The sequence below is a fragment of the Accumulibacter sp. genome (assembly GCF_036625275.1).
Taxonomy (GTDB): Bacteria; Pseudomonadota; Gammaproteobacteria; order Burkholderiales; family Rhodocyclaceae; genus Accumulibacter.
This window is the reverse complement of sequence record NZ_JAZKUD010000041.1, coordinates 23665-37396: the sequence shown is the minus strand read 5'-3', so window position 1 is coordinate 37396 and position 13732 is coordinate 23665. Positions and strand designations below refer to the sequence as shown.

11 protein-coding genes and 3 pseudogenes are annotated in these 13732 nt (G+C 61.8%); 10 read left to right on the top strand and 4 right to left on the bottom strand.

What is annotated here, in order from left to right; all coding sequences use genetic code 11:
* Positions 1 to 134: 134 nt before the first annotated feature.
* From V5B39_RS13435 to V5B39_RS13420, 4 genes and pseudogenes are all read left to right on the top strand, one after another.
* Positions 135 to 767: pseudogene (locus V5B39_RS13435) on the top strand (site-specific DNA-methyltransferase); the annotation flags it as partial.
* Between the two features lie 22 nt (positions 768 to 789).
* Positions 790 to 1080, top strand: coding sequence for a nucleotidyltransferase family protein (locus V5B39_RS13430; protein ID WP_332343397.1), 291 nt, complete (start codon positions 790 to 792; stop codon positions 1078 to 1080).
* A pseudogene (locus tag V5B39_RS13425) lies at positions 1073 to 1422 on the top strand (HepT-like ribonuclease domain-containing protein). Before V5B39_RS13430 ends, V5B39_RS13425 begins: the two are co-directional and overlap by 8 nt.
* A 248-nt stretch (positions 1423 to 1670) precedes the next feature.
* Positions 1671 to 2306: pseudogene (locus V5B39_RS13420) on the top strand (3'-5' exonuclease); the annotation flags it as partial.
* Here V5B39_RS13420 and V5B39_RS13415 read toward each other — a convergent pair.
* A complete protein-coding gene (locus V5B39_RS13415) occupies positions 2254 to 2919 on the bottom strand; it encodes a riboflavin synthase (RefSeq protein ID WP_332343396.1) in 666 nt (221 codons plus the stop codon). The pseudogene V5B39_RS13420 and the gene V5B39_RS13415 overlap by 53 nt on opposite strands.
* 94 nt (positions 2920 to 3013) lie before the next feature.
* Positions 3014 to 4123, bottom strand: a complete 1110-nt coding sequence (gene ydiK, locus V5B39_RS13410; RefSeq protein ID WP_332343395.1) for an AI-2E family transporter YdiK — start codon at positions 4121 to 4123, stop codon at positions 3014 to 3016.
* Positions 4124 to 4384: 261 nt separating this feature from the next.
* Between ydiK and V5B39_RS13405 the strand changes: the two genes are divergently transcribed.
* Positions 4385 to 5887, top strand: a complete 1503-nt coding sequence (locus V5B39_RS13405) for a polyamine aminopropyltransferase (RefSeq protein ID WP_332343394.1) — start codon at positions 4385 to 4387, stop codon at positions 5885 to 5887.
* Positions 5887 to 7530 carry an NAD(P)-binding protein gene (locus V5B39_RS13400; protein WP_332343393.1) on the top strand — a complete coding sequence of 548 codons (1644 nt, stop codon included), beginning with the start codon at positions 5887 to 5889 and terminating at the stop codon, positions 7528 to 7530. The genes V5B39_RS13405 and V5B39_RS13400 overlap by 1 nt, the downstream gene beginning before the upstream one ends.
* A 154-nt stretch (positions 7531 to 7684) precedes the next feature.
* Here the strand turns inward: V5B39_RS13400 and V5B39_RS13395 are convergent, their stop codons facing one another.
* Positions 7685 to 8644 (bottom strand): exopolyphosphatase, encoded by a 960-nt coding sequence (locus V5B39_RS13395; protein ID WP_332343392.1) that lies wholly within the window; start codon positions 8642 to 8644, stop codon positions 7685 to 7687.
* A gap of 433 nt (positions 8645 to 9077) precedes the next feature.
* On the opposite strand from V5B39_RS13395, the gene V5B39_RS13390 reads away from it, so the two are divergent.
* Positions 9078 to 9458 (top strand): hypothetical protein, encoded by a 381-nt coding sequence (locus V5B39_RS13390; protein ID WP_332343391.1) that lies wholly within the window; start codon positions 9078 to 9080, stop codon positions 9456 to 9458.
* 119 nt (positions 9459 to 9577) lie between these two features.
* Entirely contained in the window at positions 9578 to 10252 is a 675-nt protein-coding gene (locus V5B39_RS13385) for a hypothetical protein (protein WP_332343390.1), read from the top strand.
* 45 nt (positions 10253 to 10297) lie between these two features.
* On the opposite strand, the gene V5B39_RS13380 is transcribed toward V5B39_RS13385, so the two are convergent.
* Complete coding sequence (locus V5B39_RS13380; RefSeq protein ID WP_332343389.1) at positions 10298 to 12757, bottom strand: TIM-barrel domain-containing protein; 2460 nt, start codon at positions 12755 to 12757, stop codon at positions 10298 to 10300.
* Between V5B39_RS13380 and V5B39_RS13375 the strand changes: the two genes are divergently transcribed.
* Entirely contained in the window at positions 12746 to 13075 is a 330-nt protein-coding gene (locus V5B39_RS13375) for a hypothetical protein (RefSeq protein WP_332343388.1), read from the top strand. The two genes, V5B39_RS13380 and V5B39_RS13375, sit on opposite strands and share 12 nt — an antisense overlap.
* Positions 13056 to 13676: an OmpA family protein gene (locus V5B39_RS13370; protein WP_332343387.1), complete on the top strand. Its 621-nt coding sequence runs from the start codon at positions 13056 to 13058 to the stop codon at positions 13674 to 13676. The genes V5B39_RS13375 and V5B39_RS13370 overlap by 20 nt, the downstream gene beginning before the upstream one ends.
* Positions 13677 to 13732: the final 56 nt, after the last annotated feature.

The following is a 13732-nucleotide window of genomic DNA, read 5'->3' as shown; positions in this document are numbered from 1 at the left end:
CGCGGCATAAACGCGAGAGAAAATACCTCTCTCGCATTTATTCCACGGTCCTCTTGACCCCCTTTCAGCCATCACTTCCCAGGCTCTCCCAAATGAACCAAAAACCATGAAACGAAGCATACAAGGGCGCAAGTCGAGAGAAACGCGCGGCCATCTTCATCGGCCCCGAGTTTGGCACCGTGCAACGCGCCGATCTGGTCCAGGCAGCGCGGGAAGCCGCCGACGCCGGTTTCGATGTGCTGATTGCCTGCGCCTTCAACTTCGAGGCGCACACCACCGAGTTTGCCAAGCTCGGCAAGCTGCCCGTGCTCAAGGCGCGCATGAACGCCGACCTGCACATGGCCGAAGACCTCAAGAACACCGGCAAGGGCAACCTGTTCGTGATCTTCGGCGAGCCGGACATCACGCTTCTGCGAGATGACGGCAATGAGGGCGACCTGCTGCGCGTCAAGGTCAATGGCGTCGATGTCTTCAAGCCGCAGACCGGCGAAGTCATCAGCGACGGCGCCGACGGCATCGCCTGCTGGTTCATCGACACCGACTACAACGAAGAAAGCTTCTTCGTGCGCCACGCCTACTTCCTCGGCGCCAACGACCCCTATAGCGCTTTGAAGACGACGCTGAAGGCCGAGATCGACGCCGAAGCCTGGGCTTCACTCAACAGCGACACCTCGCGCCCCTTCAAGAAACCGAAGTCCGGGCGGATCGCGGTGAAGGTCATCAACCACCTGGGCGATGAGGTGATGAAGGTGTTCCGCGTGGCATGATGCCAATGAAAAGGAGGCAACAGTGAATGCTGCCGATGCGGTTCGATTGCTGGCGCAGAGCAAGCCCGTGCTCGCGGAGCGCTATGGCGTGACCGACCTGGCGCTGTTCGGTTCCACCGCACGAGACGCAGCAGGAGCGGGCAGCGACGTCGATGTGCTGGTGGCTTTCGATGGCCCGGCGACATCGGCACGCTATTTCGGTGTGCAGTTCTACCTCGAAGACCTGTTCGGGCGGCCGGTCGATCTGGTCACCGACAAGGCGCTACGGCCAGAACTGCGCCGGTTCGTGGAGCGGGAGGCGATTCATGTCTGATGCGACGGCGCGGGAGTGGTGCTTCTATATCGATGAATCGATGCCGCCCGCAAGGTGCTGGCTTACACCGACGGTTTCGACCAGCCTGCATTTGTCGCCAGCGGGCTGAACTACGATGCCACGGTGCGCAATCTGGAAATCATCGGTGAGGTGGCCACCCATGTTCCCGACGATGTTCGCGACAGCCACTCGTAGATTCCCTGGCGCCAGATCGTGGCGACGCGCCACCGGCTGATTCACGGCTATCTGGGCATCGACAACGACACCTTGTGGAGCATCATTCGGGACGACATTCCGGCACTGCGGGATGCTCTGGAAAAGTTGCAGGCACGCTATTATTGACCATGGAATTCCGCATCGCCGACACCTTTGCCGATAGTCTCGCCCGCCTGACCAGCGACGAACAAAAGCTCGTCAAGACGACGGCCTTCGACTTGCAGATGAATCCCGCCAGTCCCGGTCTGAGCTTCCACAAGCTGGATCGCGGCAAGGGCAAGAATTTCTGTTTGGTGCGGGTCGGCAGCGACATTCGTCTGATCGTTCATCGCAGCGAATCGAGCCTGCTGCTCTGCTATGTCGATCACCACGATTCGTGGAAATCGCTCGGCGTCGATGTACGCGGACGGTCTCGCACGCTGCGCGTGAATTACCGGAGCTCGCATCAGATTCGCAGCCAGGCAGACCGCTTGCTCGGCCCGTCAGTAACCGACGTAGATGGCAACACGGAAGATCGCCGCGATACCGTATCGGTGTTCAACGGCCCGCCGCCGCGAATTCAAATTCTCGACGGTGCCGACGAAGAAATCGCCGTCGTCGGACGTTGGCTTGCCGAAGGGGTGCGCGCCGGCACTTTGCCGCACGAGATCGGTGTGTTTGTGCGTTCCGAAGCGCAAATCGGTCGGGCCGAGGAAGCCCTTCGTCTGGCTGACTTGCCCTTCCACGTTCTGGATGATCGCGTGGCGACGGAGCATGGCCATGTGTCGGTCAGCACCATGCCTCTGGCGAAGGGACTGGAGTTCCGTGCAGTGGTCGTGATGGCCTGCGACGATGAGGTAATCCCCTTGCAGGAGCGCATCGAAACGGTCGGCGATGATGGCGTCTTGCAGGAGGTGTACGACACCGAACGGCAATTGCTCTACGTCGCCTGTACGCGCGCACGGGATCGTTTGCTGGTTACCGGGACAGCACCCTCGTCGGAGTTTCTGGACGATCTGGAGGGCAAGTAGCCGGGACCGCCGAACAGTCGGAAAACGCCAGAAGCCGTTCGCAATAGCGCGCGATCAGGTCGATTTCGAGATTGACCCGGCTGCCGGTTTGCAGGCATCCCAGGGTGGTGGATGCGAGCGTGTGCGGGATCAGGTTGATGCTGAAGGCCGCCCCGTCGACCGCGTTGGTCGTCAGGCTGACCCCATCGACGCTAATCGAGCCTTTGCGTGCGATGTATCTGGCGAGATTTTCCGGCGCACGGATTTCCAGCAGGCGATTGTCGCCGACCGGATCGAAACGCAGCACCTCGCCAACGCCGTCGACGTGGCCGGAGACGAGATGCCCGCCCAGGCGGTCAGCCAGGCGCAGCGCCTTTTCCAGGTTGACCGGACCAGGCGCCGCGAGACCCACGGTGCACGCCAGCGATTCGGGCGAGACATCGACGAAAAAACAGTTGTCCTGTTTGTCGACCACCGTCAGGCAGACGCCGCTGCAGGCGATCGAATCGCCGATGCCGACATCGTCGAGTCCGAGGCGACCGGCGTCGACCGTCAGACGGACGGTTGCAGCGCCGTCATCACGCGCGGTGATGTGGGTGATCTGGCCAACAGCGGCAATGATTCCTGAAAACATGGCAAACACCGATCGGACGGAAAAGAGAGGGAAGATCTTAACATGTCATGTCGTACCGCCCCTCCCGTCCCTGCGCCGGCTGGCTTTCGGATCGTCATGGAGCTGGTGGTTGGCTGTGGTCCGGTGACTCGATGACCGCAGCCACGCCTGCCGCCGTTGCCGCTTCCTCTGCAGCGGACGGCCGCTCGTTGATCCATGCTTCCAGAAGGGTATAGGCGACGGCCAGAACGACCGGGCCGACGAAGATGCCGACCAGTCCAAAGGCCAGCATGCCGCCGATGACGCCGGCGAGGATCAGCAGCAAGGGGAGGTCGGCGCCCTGCCTGATCAGGAGCGGACGCAGGAAGTTGTCCATGGTGCCGACGAAAATCGCCCAGACGAGAAGAAAAGTGCCCCAGCCGCTGCTGTCACTCCAGTACAACCAGAAAACGGCGGGTGCGAGAACCAGCGCCGGTCCAAGCTGCGCGATGCAGCACATGAACATCAGTGCGGTCAGGACGGGGACGAACGGCAGGCCGGCGATGGCCAGGCCGATGCCGCCAAGGATCGACTGCACGAATGCGGTAATGCCGACCCCGAGGGCTACGGCGCGAATCGCCTGACCGGCCAGTACCACCGCGCTCTCGCCGCGCGCACCGCCGAGACGATGGCCAAAACGCCGTACGCCCGCAGCGAAACTCTCACCAGAGGCATAGAGGATCGCAGACAGCGCGACGGTGAGCAGAAACTGCACGAAAACCAGTCCGAAGCTGCCTACTTCGCTGACGAACCACTTGGTCAGGTTGCCCGCGTAGGGTGCCGCCTTGGCGGCGAGTTCTGCCGTTCCGACGGCCGCAAGCTGCGCCCAGGCCTCCACGGCACGTGCGCCGACCAGCGGCAGATCACCGACCCATGCCGGTGGCAACGGAAGCCTGAACTCGGTCAGGTCTTTTCCCCATTCGACGATCCGATCAGCATTGTCGACGAGGGTGGCAATCGCCAGCGACAGCGGAACGACCAGAACCAGCAGGACCAGGAAGGTCATGGCGATCACTGCCGGCATGCGGCGATTGCCAAGACGCCGCTGCACCCGCAGCAGCAGGGGCCAGGTGGCGATGACGACCATCGTTGCCCAGATCAGGGCCGGCAGAAACGGGCGCAGGATCCACACCGAAGCGGTGATCAGCGCACAGAGGAAAAGCACCGCCAGTACAGGACGGGCCATTTCGGGCTCGTTGGGGTTCATCAATAGGGTCATCCGCATTTAGGGTTTTCCGGGGGGGCACGAGCGTGAACGATTTGCCCGGGAAGGACTTCTCCAGCTTGCTTGTCAAGCGCATGGTAGCGCAATTCGGGGCTAGCGAACTACGCGCCACGGCTTCGTCAGCCGGCCGACCTCCTGCGCCTGGCGGCGGGCTTCGCTTTTCGGAATAGAATGGCCTGCGGGCGCCTTGCCCGATGGCCTGTGAATCGCTGACCCTTCCCGATGATGAACCACGCGCTGCTCTTTTCCGTTTTCATAGTCGCTTCCTGTGGGCTGGCTTATGAGCTGATCGCCGGGGCCTTGGCGAGTTATCTGCTCGGCGACTCGATCACCCAGTTCTCGACGGTCATCGGGACCTATCTGTTCGCCATGGGAATCGGTTCGTGGCTGTCGCGCTACATCGAAAAACATCTGGTGGCGCGCTTCATTCAGGTCGAGCTGCTGGTCGGCGTTCTCGGCGGCTTCTCGGCGGCGGTGCTGTTCTTCCTCTTCGCCTGGTCGCCGGCGCCGTTCAAGCTGGCGCTGTATCTGGCGGTGGTCGCCATCGGCGTGCTGGTCGGGCTGGAAATTCCGCTGATCATGCGCATCCTCAAGCGCGACCTGGTATTCAAGGATCTCGTCTCGCAGGTGCTGACCTTCGATTACCTCGGCGCGCTGGCCGTTTCGATTCTCTTTCCCGTGCTGTTGGTGCCGCATCTCGGGCTGATGCGCAGCGGTCTGTTGTTCGGACTGCTCAACGTTGCGGTGGCGCTCTGGGCGTGCTGGCTGTTTCGCCAGCAACTGCAGAATACCGGCTGGCTGCGCGTGCAGGGCGGCGTGTCGCTGCTGGCGCTGCTCGCGGCCTTTACCGCGGCTGGCGAACTGACCTCACTGGCCGAAGCGCATCTCTACGCCGACGAAATCGTGCATGCCGAGAACACGCCGTATCAGCGCATCGTCGTCACCCGCTGGAAGGATGATTTGCGCCTCCATCTCAACAACAACCTGCAGTTCAGTTCGCGCGACGAGTACCGCTATCACGAGGCGCTGGTCCATCCGGGTCTGGCTACACTGCCGGCAGCGGGCCGCGTGCTGGTGCTCGGCGGCGGTGACGGGCTGGCCCTGCGCGAGATTCTCAAGTACCCGCAGATCGAGTCGGTGACGCTGGTCGACCTCGACCCGGCGATGACCCGCCTCTTCGCCAGTGCGCCGCCCCTGCGCAAACTCAATCAAGACGCGCTGCACTCGCCGAAGGTGCAGGTGGTCAATGCCGACGGGCTGCAGTGGCTCGAAGAAAACGACGATCTCTTCGATTTCGTCGTCGTCGATTTTCCCGATCCGTCGAACTTTGCGATCGGCAAACTCTACAGCGCCGCTTTCTACCGCCTGCTCGAAAAGCACCTGGCGGGGGGAGGCTTGATGGTTGTCCAGTCCACCTCGCCCCTCTACGCCCGGCAATCCTTCTGGTGCGTCGTCACCACGCTGGAGAGCGTCGGCCTGGTCGCCACCCCCTACCACGCACTGGTGCCGTCATTCGGGGAATGGGGTTTCGTGCTTGCCGGTCGTCGCGACTATCGGCCGCCGCAGTCCTACACCGTCGACACCCGCTTTCTGAGCCCCGAGACGACGCCGGCGCTGTTTCTCTTTCCCAAGGACATGGCGCGTGTCGCGGCCGAGGTGAACCGGCTCAACAACCAGGTGCTGGTCCGTTACTTCGAGCACGAGTGGCGGCAGGTGATCCGCTGATGGATCGACGCGATTTCCTCACCGCAGTTGCCGCAGCCGGTGCGGCTTCGCTCGCCGGCTGCGGCAGCGCGCCCATTCCCTTGCCGCCTGGCGATCTGCTCGGGGTTTCGCTCGACCTCGGTCATCGGCTGCGTGCGCGGAACTTCGCTCCGCCCGGCGAGACCAGGCAGGTACCGGTGCTGATCGTCGGCGCCGGTATCGGCGGACTTGCCGCCGGCTGGAAACTCGCCCGGTCGGGCTTCGCCGATTTCCTGATCGTTGAACTCGAGAGCGAAGCCGGCGGCAATTCGCGTGCCGGGAACAACGCCGTCAGCGCCCATCCCTGGGGCGCGCATTACCTGCCACTGCCGACGCGCGAGGCGACAGCGGTGCGCGAGTTGCTCGCCGAGCTGGGTGTGCTGCAGGGCGATCCGCGCGCCGTGCAACCGATCTATGACGAGCGCTACCTGTGTGCGACGCCGCAGGAGCGACTCTATCGTCACGGCCGCTGGCAGGAGGGTCTGCTGCCGCAGACCGGGGTCAGCGCCGCCGAGCGCCACCAGTATCAGCAGTTCAGCGAATTGATGGAGGATTTCAGGCTCCGCCGCGATGGCCTCGGGCGACGTGCCTTCGCCTTGCCGATGGCGCTGTCGAGCCGTGCTCCCGAGCTGCTGGCGCTCGACCGGATCAGCATGCGCGACTGGCTGCTCGCGCAAGGTTTCGATTCACCGCATCTGCACTGGTACGTCAACTACGCCTGCCGCGATGATTATGGCACCGGCAGCGCGGCGGTTTCGGCCTGGGCCGGCATCCACTATTTTGCCTGTCGCGATGGCGAGGCGCAGAACGCAGGCAGCGAAACCGTGCTCACCGCACCGGCGGGCAACGCCTGGCTGGTGGCCGGCATGCTGCGCTCGATCAAGGCGCGTGTTGGCGAGCGCCTGCTGACCCGTGCGCTGGTCTTCCAGGTCGCTGCTTCTGCGCGCGACCGTCCGATCGCCGTCGACTTGTACTTGCCAGGCGAAGAGCGGACGCTGCGCCTGCTTGCCGAACAACTGATCTGGGCCGCGCCCTTGTTTCTCGTGCCCCAGGTCTTCACCGGACAGGACGCGCTACAGGCCGCCGCTCGCAGCTACAGCTACGCGCCCTGGCTGGTCGCCAACCTGACCTTGTCGCGCTTCCCCGACGATCGTGCCGGCGCCGCACCGGCCTGGGACAACGTCCTCTACGACGGCGCCGGCCTGGGTTATGTGGTGGCGACGCACCAGCAGATGCGCCTGCGGCCGGGGGCAACGGTGTTCACCTGCTACCGGGCCTTCGACGACATGAGCCCGCAACAGGGCCGCGAAGCGCTGCGCGACACGCCCCGCGAGATCTGGGCCGAACAGATCCTCGCCGAACTCGAACAGCCGCACCCCGACATCCGGCAACTGACGACTCGCCTGGATGTCTTTCGCAATGGTCATGCCATGGCCCGCCCCTTGCCCGGTCTGATCACGGGTGCGGCGCGCCAACAATTCGCCATCGACGGCGAACGCCTGCGCTTCGCGCATGCCGACGTCAGCGGCTTTTCGCTGTTTGAGGAGGCGCAGTATCGCGGCGTGCTGGCCGCGGAAAGAACGCTGCGCCGGCTCGGGGTAAGCTTTCGTTCTTCGCTGGGGTGAGGATACGTCGACAATGCGCTGGCGAGGACGCATCGACTGTGCAGCCGTGTGCGCTGCTTGCCTCGATGCTGACCAGCAAACAGCGGCATGAACGGACTGGGGTGGCTACCTGGCGCCCTGATCCGGATTGGTGCAGCCGCTGGCCGCAGCCATTTCAACCCTCCGCATTGATCCGGGCAATCAGTTCCTGCTGAACCTCGTCGGCCTTTTCGACGGGAATCTGGCATGTTCCGGCAGCGCTGTGCCCGCCACCGCCGTACTGCAACATCAGTGCGCCAATGTCGGTTCTGGAGCTACGGTCGAAAATGGATTTTCCGGTTGCAAACACCACATTCTGCTTTTTAAGGCCCCAGAGCACATGGATGCTGATGTTGGTCTGCGGGTACATGGCGTAAATGACAAAGCGGTTGCCTGCGTAAATCATCTCTTCGTTTCGCAAATCCAGGATCGCCAGGTTCTGGTGTACCGTCGTACAGCGCCTGATCTGATCCTTGAAGAGATCCTCCTGTTCGCGAAAAAGTGTTACGCGCTCCTGCACATCGGCTTGCTCGAGGATTTCATCAATGGAATGCGTCTTGCAATAATCGATCAACAGCATCATCAATTGATAGTTGCTGATGCGGAAATCCCGGAAACGTCCGAGTCCCGTGCGCGCATCCATCAGAAAGGAGAGCAGTTCCCAGCCGTCCGGATGGAGCACATCGTCCTGGGTAAACTGGGCTGAATCTGCCTTGTCTACCGCCAGCATCATCCCGAGGTCGATTTTCGGAAAGGTCTCGGGACCGCCCAGCCAGTCATAGACCACGCGCGCCGCCGATGGAGCATGGCCATCGATGATGTAATTCCTGGCATCCATGGCTTCCTGGTTGCGAATCAACTCGCTTTCATGATGATCGAAAGCAAGCGCACAAGTCTTCACATACGGCAGGTTGGTGGTGATATCCCGCTCATTGACCTCGATCAGGCCGTCCTGCATGTCCTTGGGATGAACGAACCTGATCTCATCGATCAACTCGAGCTCGGTCAGGAGCATTCCGCATACGAGACCATCAAAGTCGCTGCGGGTGATCAGACGGTATTTCTTGCCGGCAAGCCTCTGGACATTCGGATGCATGAAAACTCCTCATCGTGTTCTTGGCAGGATAGGAAACCCAGGCCCATCCGGAGTATATGTTTCTCCATCGGCTGCGGTCAATTTATGCCTGAATGGCGGGGGGTGAATGAAAGTGCTGGGAGGTCCCGATATGCCCCCCTCCCCCTCGCGAGAGGGGAGGGTGATCAGCGATGCAACGCATCTTGATCGAACAAGGCGCCGCGACCAATACTTTCATTCGCACCCCTGGATGGCCAGTCGGCGGGTTGAGCGAGAAGAGAAAGCTGGCGTTGCTTACGCATTCCTCGACGCCGGAACTGGTACGCGACCGGATTCTCGGCTTCGTGCCGGATACGAGAACGCCTGGGCCGACAGCGAGTTGGCCTCACTCAGGAACCTCGTTGCGGCCGTCTTCCGGAGCGAACACCCGACGTCGCCGGAGGCCATCGGTGGATTGCTGAGCCTGTTCGACGAGTGGCTGGCTGACCGGCCCGACCTGCGTCGGATGTTCGCGCTCTGGATCCGGGCAACCTTGATGGGCAAGACCGAATACCGTATCGTTTTGCCTCGGATAGACGATCTGCAGGAGCTGAATGTCATGTTGGCTGAACGACTCGAGGAATGGGCGCAGGCCTACAAGGCCGAGGGGAAAGCGGAGGGTGGCGCTGGCGTTGCAGAAGCTGCTCAAGAAGCGTTTTGGTGCCGTCCCTGCGGATGTCCTGTCTTGGTGAAGAGAAGATCTCTGCCGCTTCCCTCGAGCAGATCGATGCATGACTGGATCAGGTGCTCGATGCCCGGAGTCTGGATGACCTCTTCGGGCCAGGCACAGTGCTGAAGTTACTCTGGTCACGCTCGCTACCCGAGCCGGACGCCGTGTCGAGCTGGCGCTGATCTGACCGAATCGGAAGTGCGGACAACCCAAGCTTCTGCAGACCCCGTCCGGATTAAAATCACTTGCTCCCCGTTCCCTTCCTTCTCTATGTGCTCTGGTGCGTGTGCACTTTGCTTCTGACCTTTTACAAGAAGGGTTGGGACGTCGATAACGTCACCCGCATCCTGCTCCTGTGTTTGTTGTCCATCACCTTGATCTGGGCGATCAAAACCCGGTCGGAGAACCGACCTGCAAACCCGAAGCGGCTTTTCGTTGGCACGGGGGTTCTCTTTGCTGCCCTCGCGGAAGGATGCTATATGATTTCTCACCCCTTCCTCCTTTCGCTCACCATTCGTCCCGGTATGCCGATCATGCAAATGGTCCGCAATTATGTGATCGATCTCCTGTTTACGCTGCCGGTCTACGTTTTCATTTTTTCCGTCATCTGGTGGTTGATCAACAAGTATCGCTATGGCCGTTGGGAGTACGTCTTTATCTTTGCTCTGGGGCAAGCGCTCGGCGATGGCAACCAGACGTTCTGGCATGCTCCGACGCTGCTGCTGTTCATTCCCTATGTGATGATCAATTATCACGCCATGAATCTGGCGCCTTACCTGGTCATTGAACGACATTTGCCGGAGAACCGATCCGACAGCCGCTGGAGACTGCTGATCGCGGTCCTGTCGATGGTGCTCACATACCTCGTGGGCGGCGCCGTCATCGTCGGCTTGTCGCAGGCTCTGGGTTTTGCGCACTGACGGGCGCTGATGCTGGCATTTCCGGCGGATCTGCGGTGTGCGTCCTCAAGGCATCGGGATGGGCGCGGCTCCTGTCGAGTCTCCTCCCCAGCGCGTGTCAACCGCGAGCAGGGAGCCATAGGCCAGCGTCAGACTGCACGGACCATGGCTCGCCGCCTGGGCGAGCCGGAAGTGGGCAAAGCGTGGGGCTGGACCCTGTTCCTGCCGGAAACGCTGCTGCGGATCCCAGGTTCCGCGGTTCTCGAGCGACCAGCGGACGATGATTCGTGGATCATCGCGGTTGTTCCAGACCACGGCGAATGCCTCACCCGTGTCCTCGCAGACATGGACCCCGGCACCGGAAAGAATCTCGATCAGGGCACGCAACTGGCTGTCGGATAGCGCCGTACGGTAGGCGCCCAGCACGTCAAAGTCGGCGAGAATCTCGTGCAGCCGCACAGACAACCCGCGTTTTGCTTCGCTGCCGCAGCGAAAGTCCCTGAGCAGTTTCCTCAGGGTCGGGATTCTGGCGTCGTCATGTTTCTGCTGATTTCCCTGCCGGGCTTCCAGCGTCACCTCCAAGAGGCTGAGCGGCGCTGTTGGCGGCAGGCAGAGGGTCAGACGGCCACTCTCCTGATCGTAGCGCGAATCAATCCGCAGGCGTTCGCCGTCGCAGGTTACGCGGATTTCCGCCGGCATGCTGAGGGCATGAAAGATCAAGGTATGGCTGCGGGCGGCAGGAACGACGCTGAGGTCGCCGCGCGTGGGCCCGACGCACAGTCGCCGCGCGGCGCTCGAGCATTGTTGCAAAAACGCTGTCACCACCTGGGCTCCATGCCGGTAGCCGTGGCTCTCACCGTCGTCTTCATACAGCTCGAAACACTGATCGACTCCCGGAAAGACGTGTACGGTGAGGGTGTGCGGGTTGTCAACTCCACTCGCTGCTGACTCATCAGCCAGTACGACGATGGCGCCGGCACGTGCAAAGACGGGAATTTCATCGAGTCCGCCGTAAAAGCTGTGCCATGCCGCTCCGGTGTAGTGCTGCCCGGTGAAGAAATGGTACCAGTCGCCTGCCGGTAACCAGATCACCTGTCGGCCAAGACGCGTATCCCGGTCACATGGGGAAGTGAACGGGGCAGCAATCAGCTCGCTGCCGAATGCATACTGACCGGGACAGCGGTACGCCTCGGGCGCTTCCGGGTACAGGTGATACATCGGCCGCAGCAGGGCGGGGCCGCCCTGGTGTTCCTGCCAGGCCATGCTGTACAGATAAGGGATCAAGGCATGACGCAACCGCATGGCCGAGCGGGCAAGCGCCAAGGTTTGCGCGTCCCAGCCCCAGGGTCGGCGCTCGTGGAACGGATTCTGGGTGCTGTGCAGGCGCAGGATCGGGCTGAATACGCCGAACTGCAGCCAGCGCACATAGAGTTCGGCGTCTTCGATGCCTTCCATGTGCCCGCCGATGTCGTGGCTCCACCAGCCGAAAGCGACGTTCGCCGCGGTCGCCGTGAAATGAACCTGGAAGGCCAGCGAGCGCCACGAAACCACGGTGTCTCCCGAAAAGCCGACCGGGTAGCGGTGACTGCCGAGTCCGCCCCAGCGCGAGAATGCGAATGAACGCCTTGCGGGATTGCGGCCCAGGTCCAGGAAGTGCAGGTGGTTCAGCCACCATAGCGGATCGAGGTCGGAGCCGGCCGTTCGCCTGCCCTGTTGCCAGTCCATCCACCAGAAATCGACTCCCTCCGCTTCCAGGGGATGGTGCAGGATTTCGAAGTAAGCTTGCGTGAAGGCGGGATCGGTGATGGCGAAGACGATCGGTTCGCCGGTCGCCGGATCGCTGCCGAGCCGCCGGGCCATGGCCGGATAAGCCGCCTCGTGCGGCCAGACGCCGTCTGCAGGATGCAGATTGAGTGCAGTCTTCAGTCCCAGCGCGTGCAGGTCGGCGAGCAGAGCATGGGGGTTGGGGAAGAGATCCCGGTTCCAGGTGTAACCGGTCCATCCACGAGAGGCGTTGCCGGTATCGGTGATGTGCCAGTCCATGTCGATGACGCATACCGACAAGGGCAGATCATGCGCTCGAAAGTCGCGCATCAGGTCAAGCAGTTCGTCCTGGCGATAGGGCCAGTAACGGCTCCACCAATTGCCCAGCGCCCAGCGTGGAAGCAGGGGAACGGCACCGCTCAAGCGCCGATAATCGCGCAGGCATGCCGTGAAATCGCGACCGTAACCAAAAAAATAGAGATCGATACGGTCGGCCTGCCGATCGCGAGCGACCATCCACCCGTCTTCCAGCAGCGGCGTCTCCGAGTCGTCCACGAGCGTCCAGCCGCTGCTCGATAGCAGCCCAGGGTCGAGGGGAATCGGGCCGTCAGCCTTGTCCAGCGTGCGCGCCGTCCCCCCCAGGTTGCCGACATCGTGATCGCCGTAATGCCAGGTCAGGCCCGATTCAAGCAGCGTCACCTGCAGTCCGTGGGCAGTCAAGCCCAAACGCGGATCGTAACGCAGATGCAAATGCTCGGTCATGATCTCGACGGCTTCGCCGTTGTGCAACACTTCGAAACAGGGTACTGCTTGGCGGCGATGCCAGAAGGTACGGCTGGGCCGATCTTCAAAGTGTTCGTCTGCCGCGAACTCGAGGCGCAACAATCGGGAGGTCAACACGGTGAAACGGGCCCGGTTAGCGGCCACTACGGCCCTTGGGTCAGCTACCGGGTCGACTTGAACGCGCATGTGTTTGGCTATTTTCATCGTCACTCGCAGACCAGACTGGCAAGCAAAAAGGCCGACCGTGCCGGATGGTGGAAGCAGGCTTTCCTCATGGATGTCTGGAAAAGTTGTTAAACTCCGATTGTTGAACTCTGCTGACCGCATTCAACGGATCTTCGCATTTCCAACTGATGGTGCATTGCCGATGTCGTTCCCTCTTGATCCATTCCGTTGCTGCCTGCCAATCGTCCTGCTCCTCTCGGCCTGCGCGACTGTCGAGCCTCCCCCTGCGTCGAGCGATTCCGGGAAAACCCACGTGGCGCAAGATCCGCCCGCGCGACCACCGACGTCTTCCGTTCGTCAGGATAATGCAAAACCCACGCCTTTCATTGATGACGAGGCTCGCAGGACAGTCTATTTCTCCTTCGACGGCACGACGATCGACAGTGAAGGAGATGAAGTGCTTCGCCAGAACGCCATGAAACTCAAAGAGAATCCGCAATGGGTCGTGATCCTGGTCGGCCATACCGATAATCTGGGTAGTGCAGCTTACAACCTTGCGGTGGCAGACAGGCGGATTGAAGCAGTGAGCGACCGGCTGCGCGCGCTGGGCGTCGCCAGAAACCAGATTCGCCGCCAGCCGGTCGGCAGCGAGAAAAGCAGCAAACTCAAATGTGACAGCGAAGCTTGCCGTCGCACGATGCGGCGAGTCGAACTGGTCTATGAGCGGCGCTGAAGAGGGATTTTCGGAAATGTTCCGGGTAGCCAGGTAACGGCTATGCCGGTCGGAAG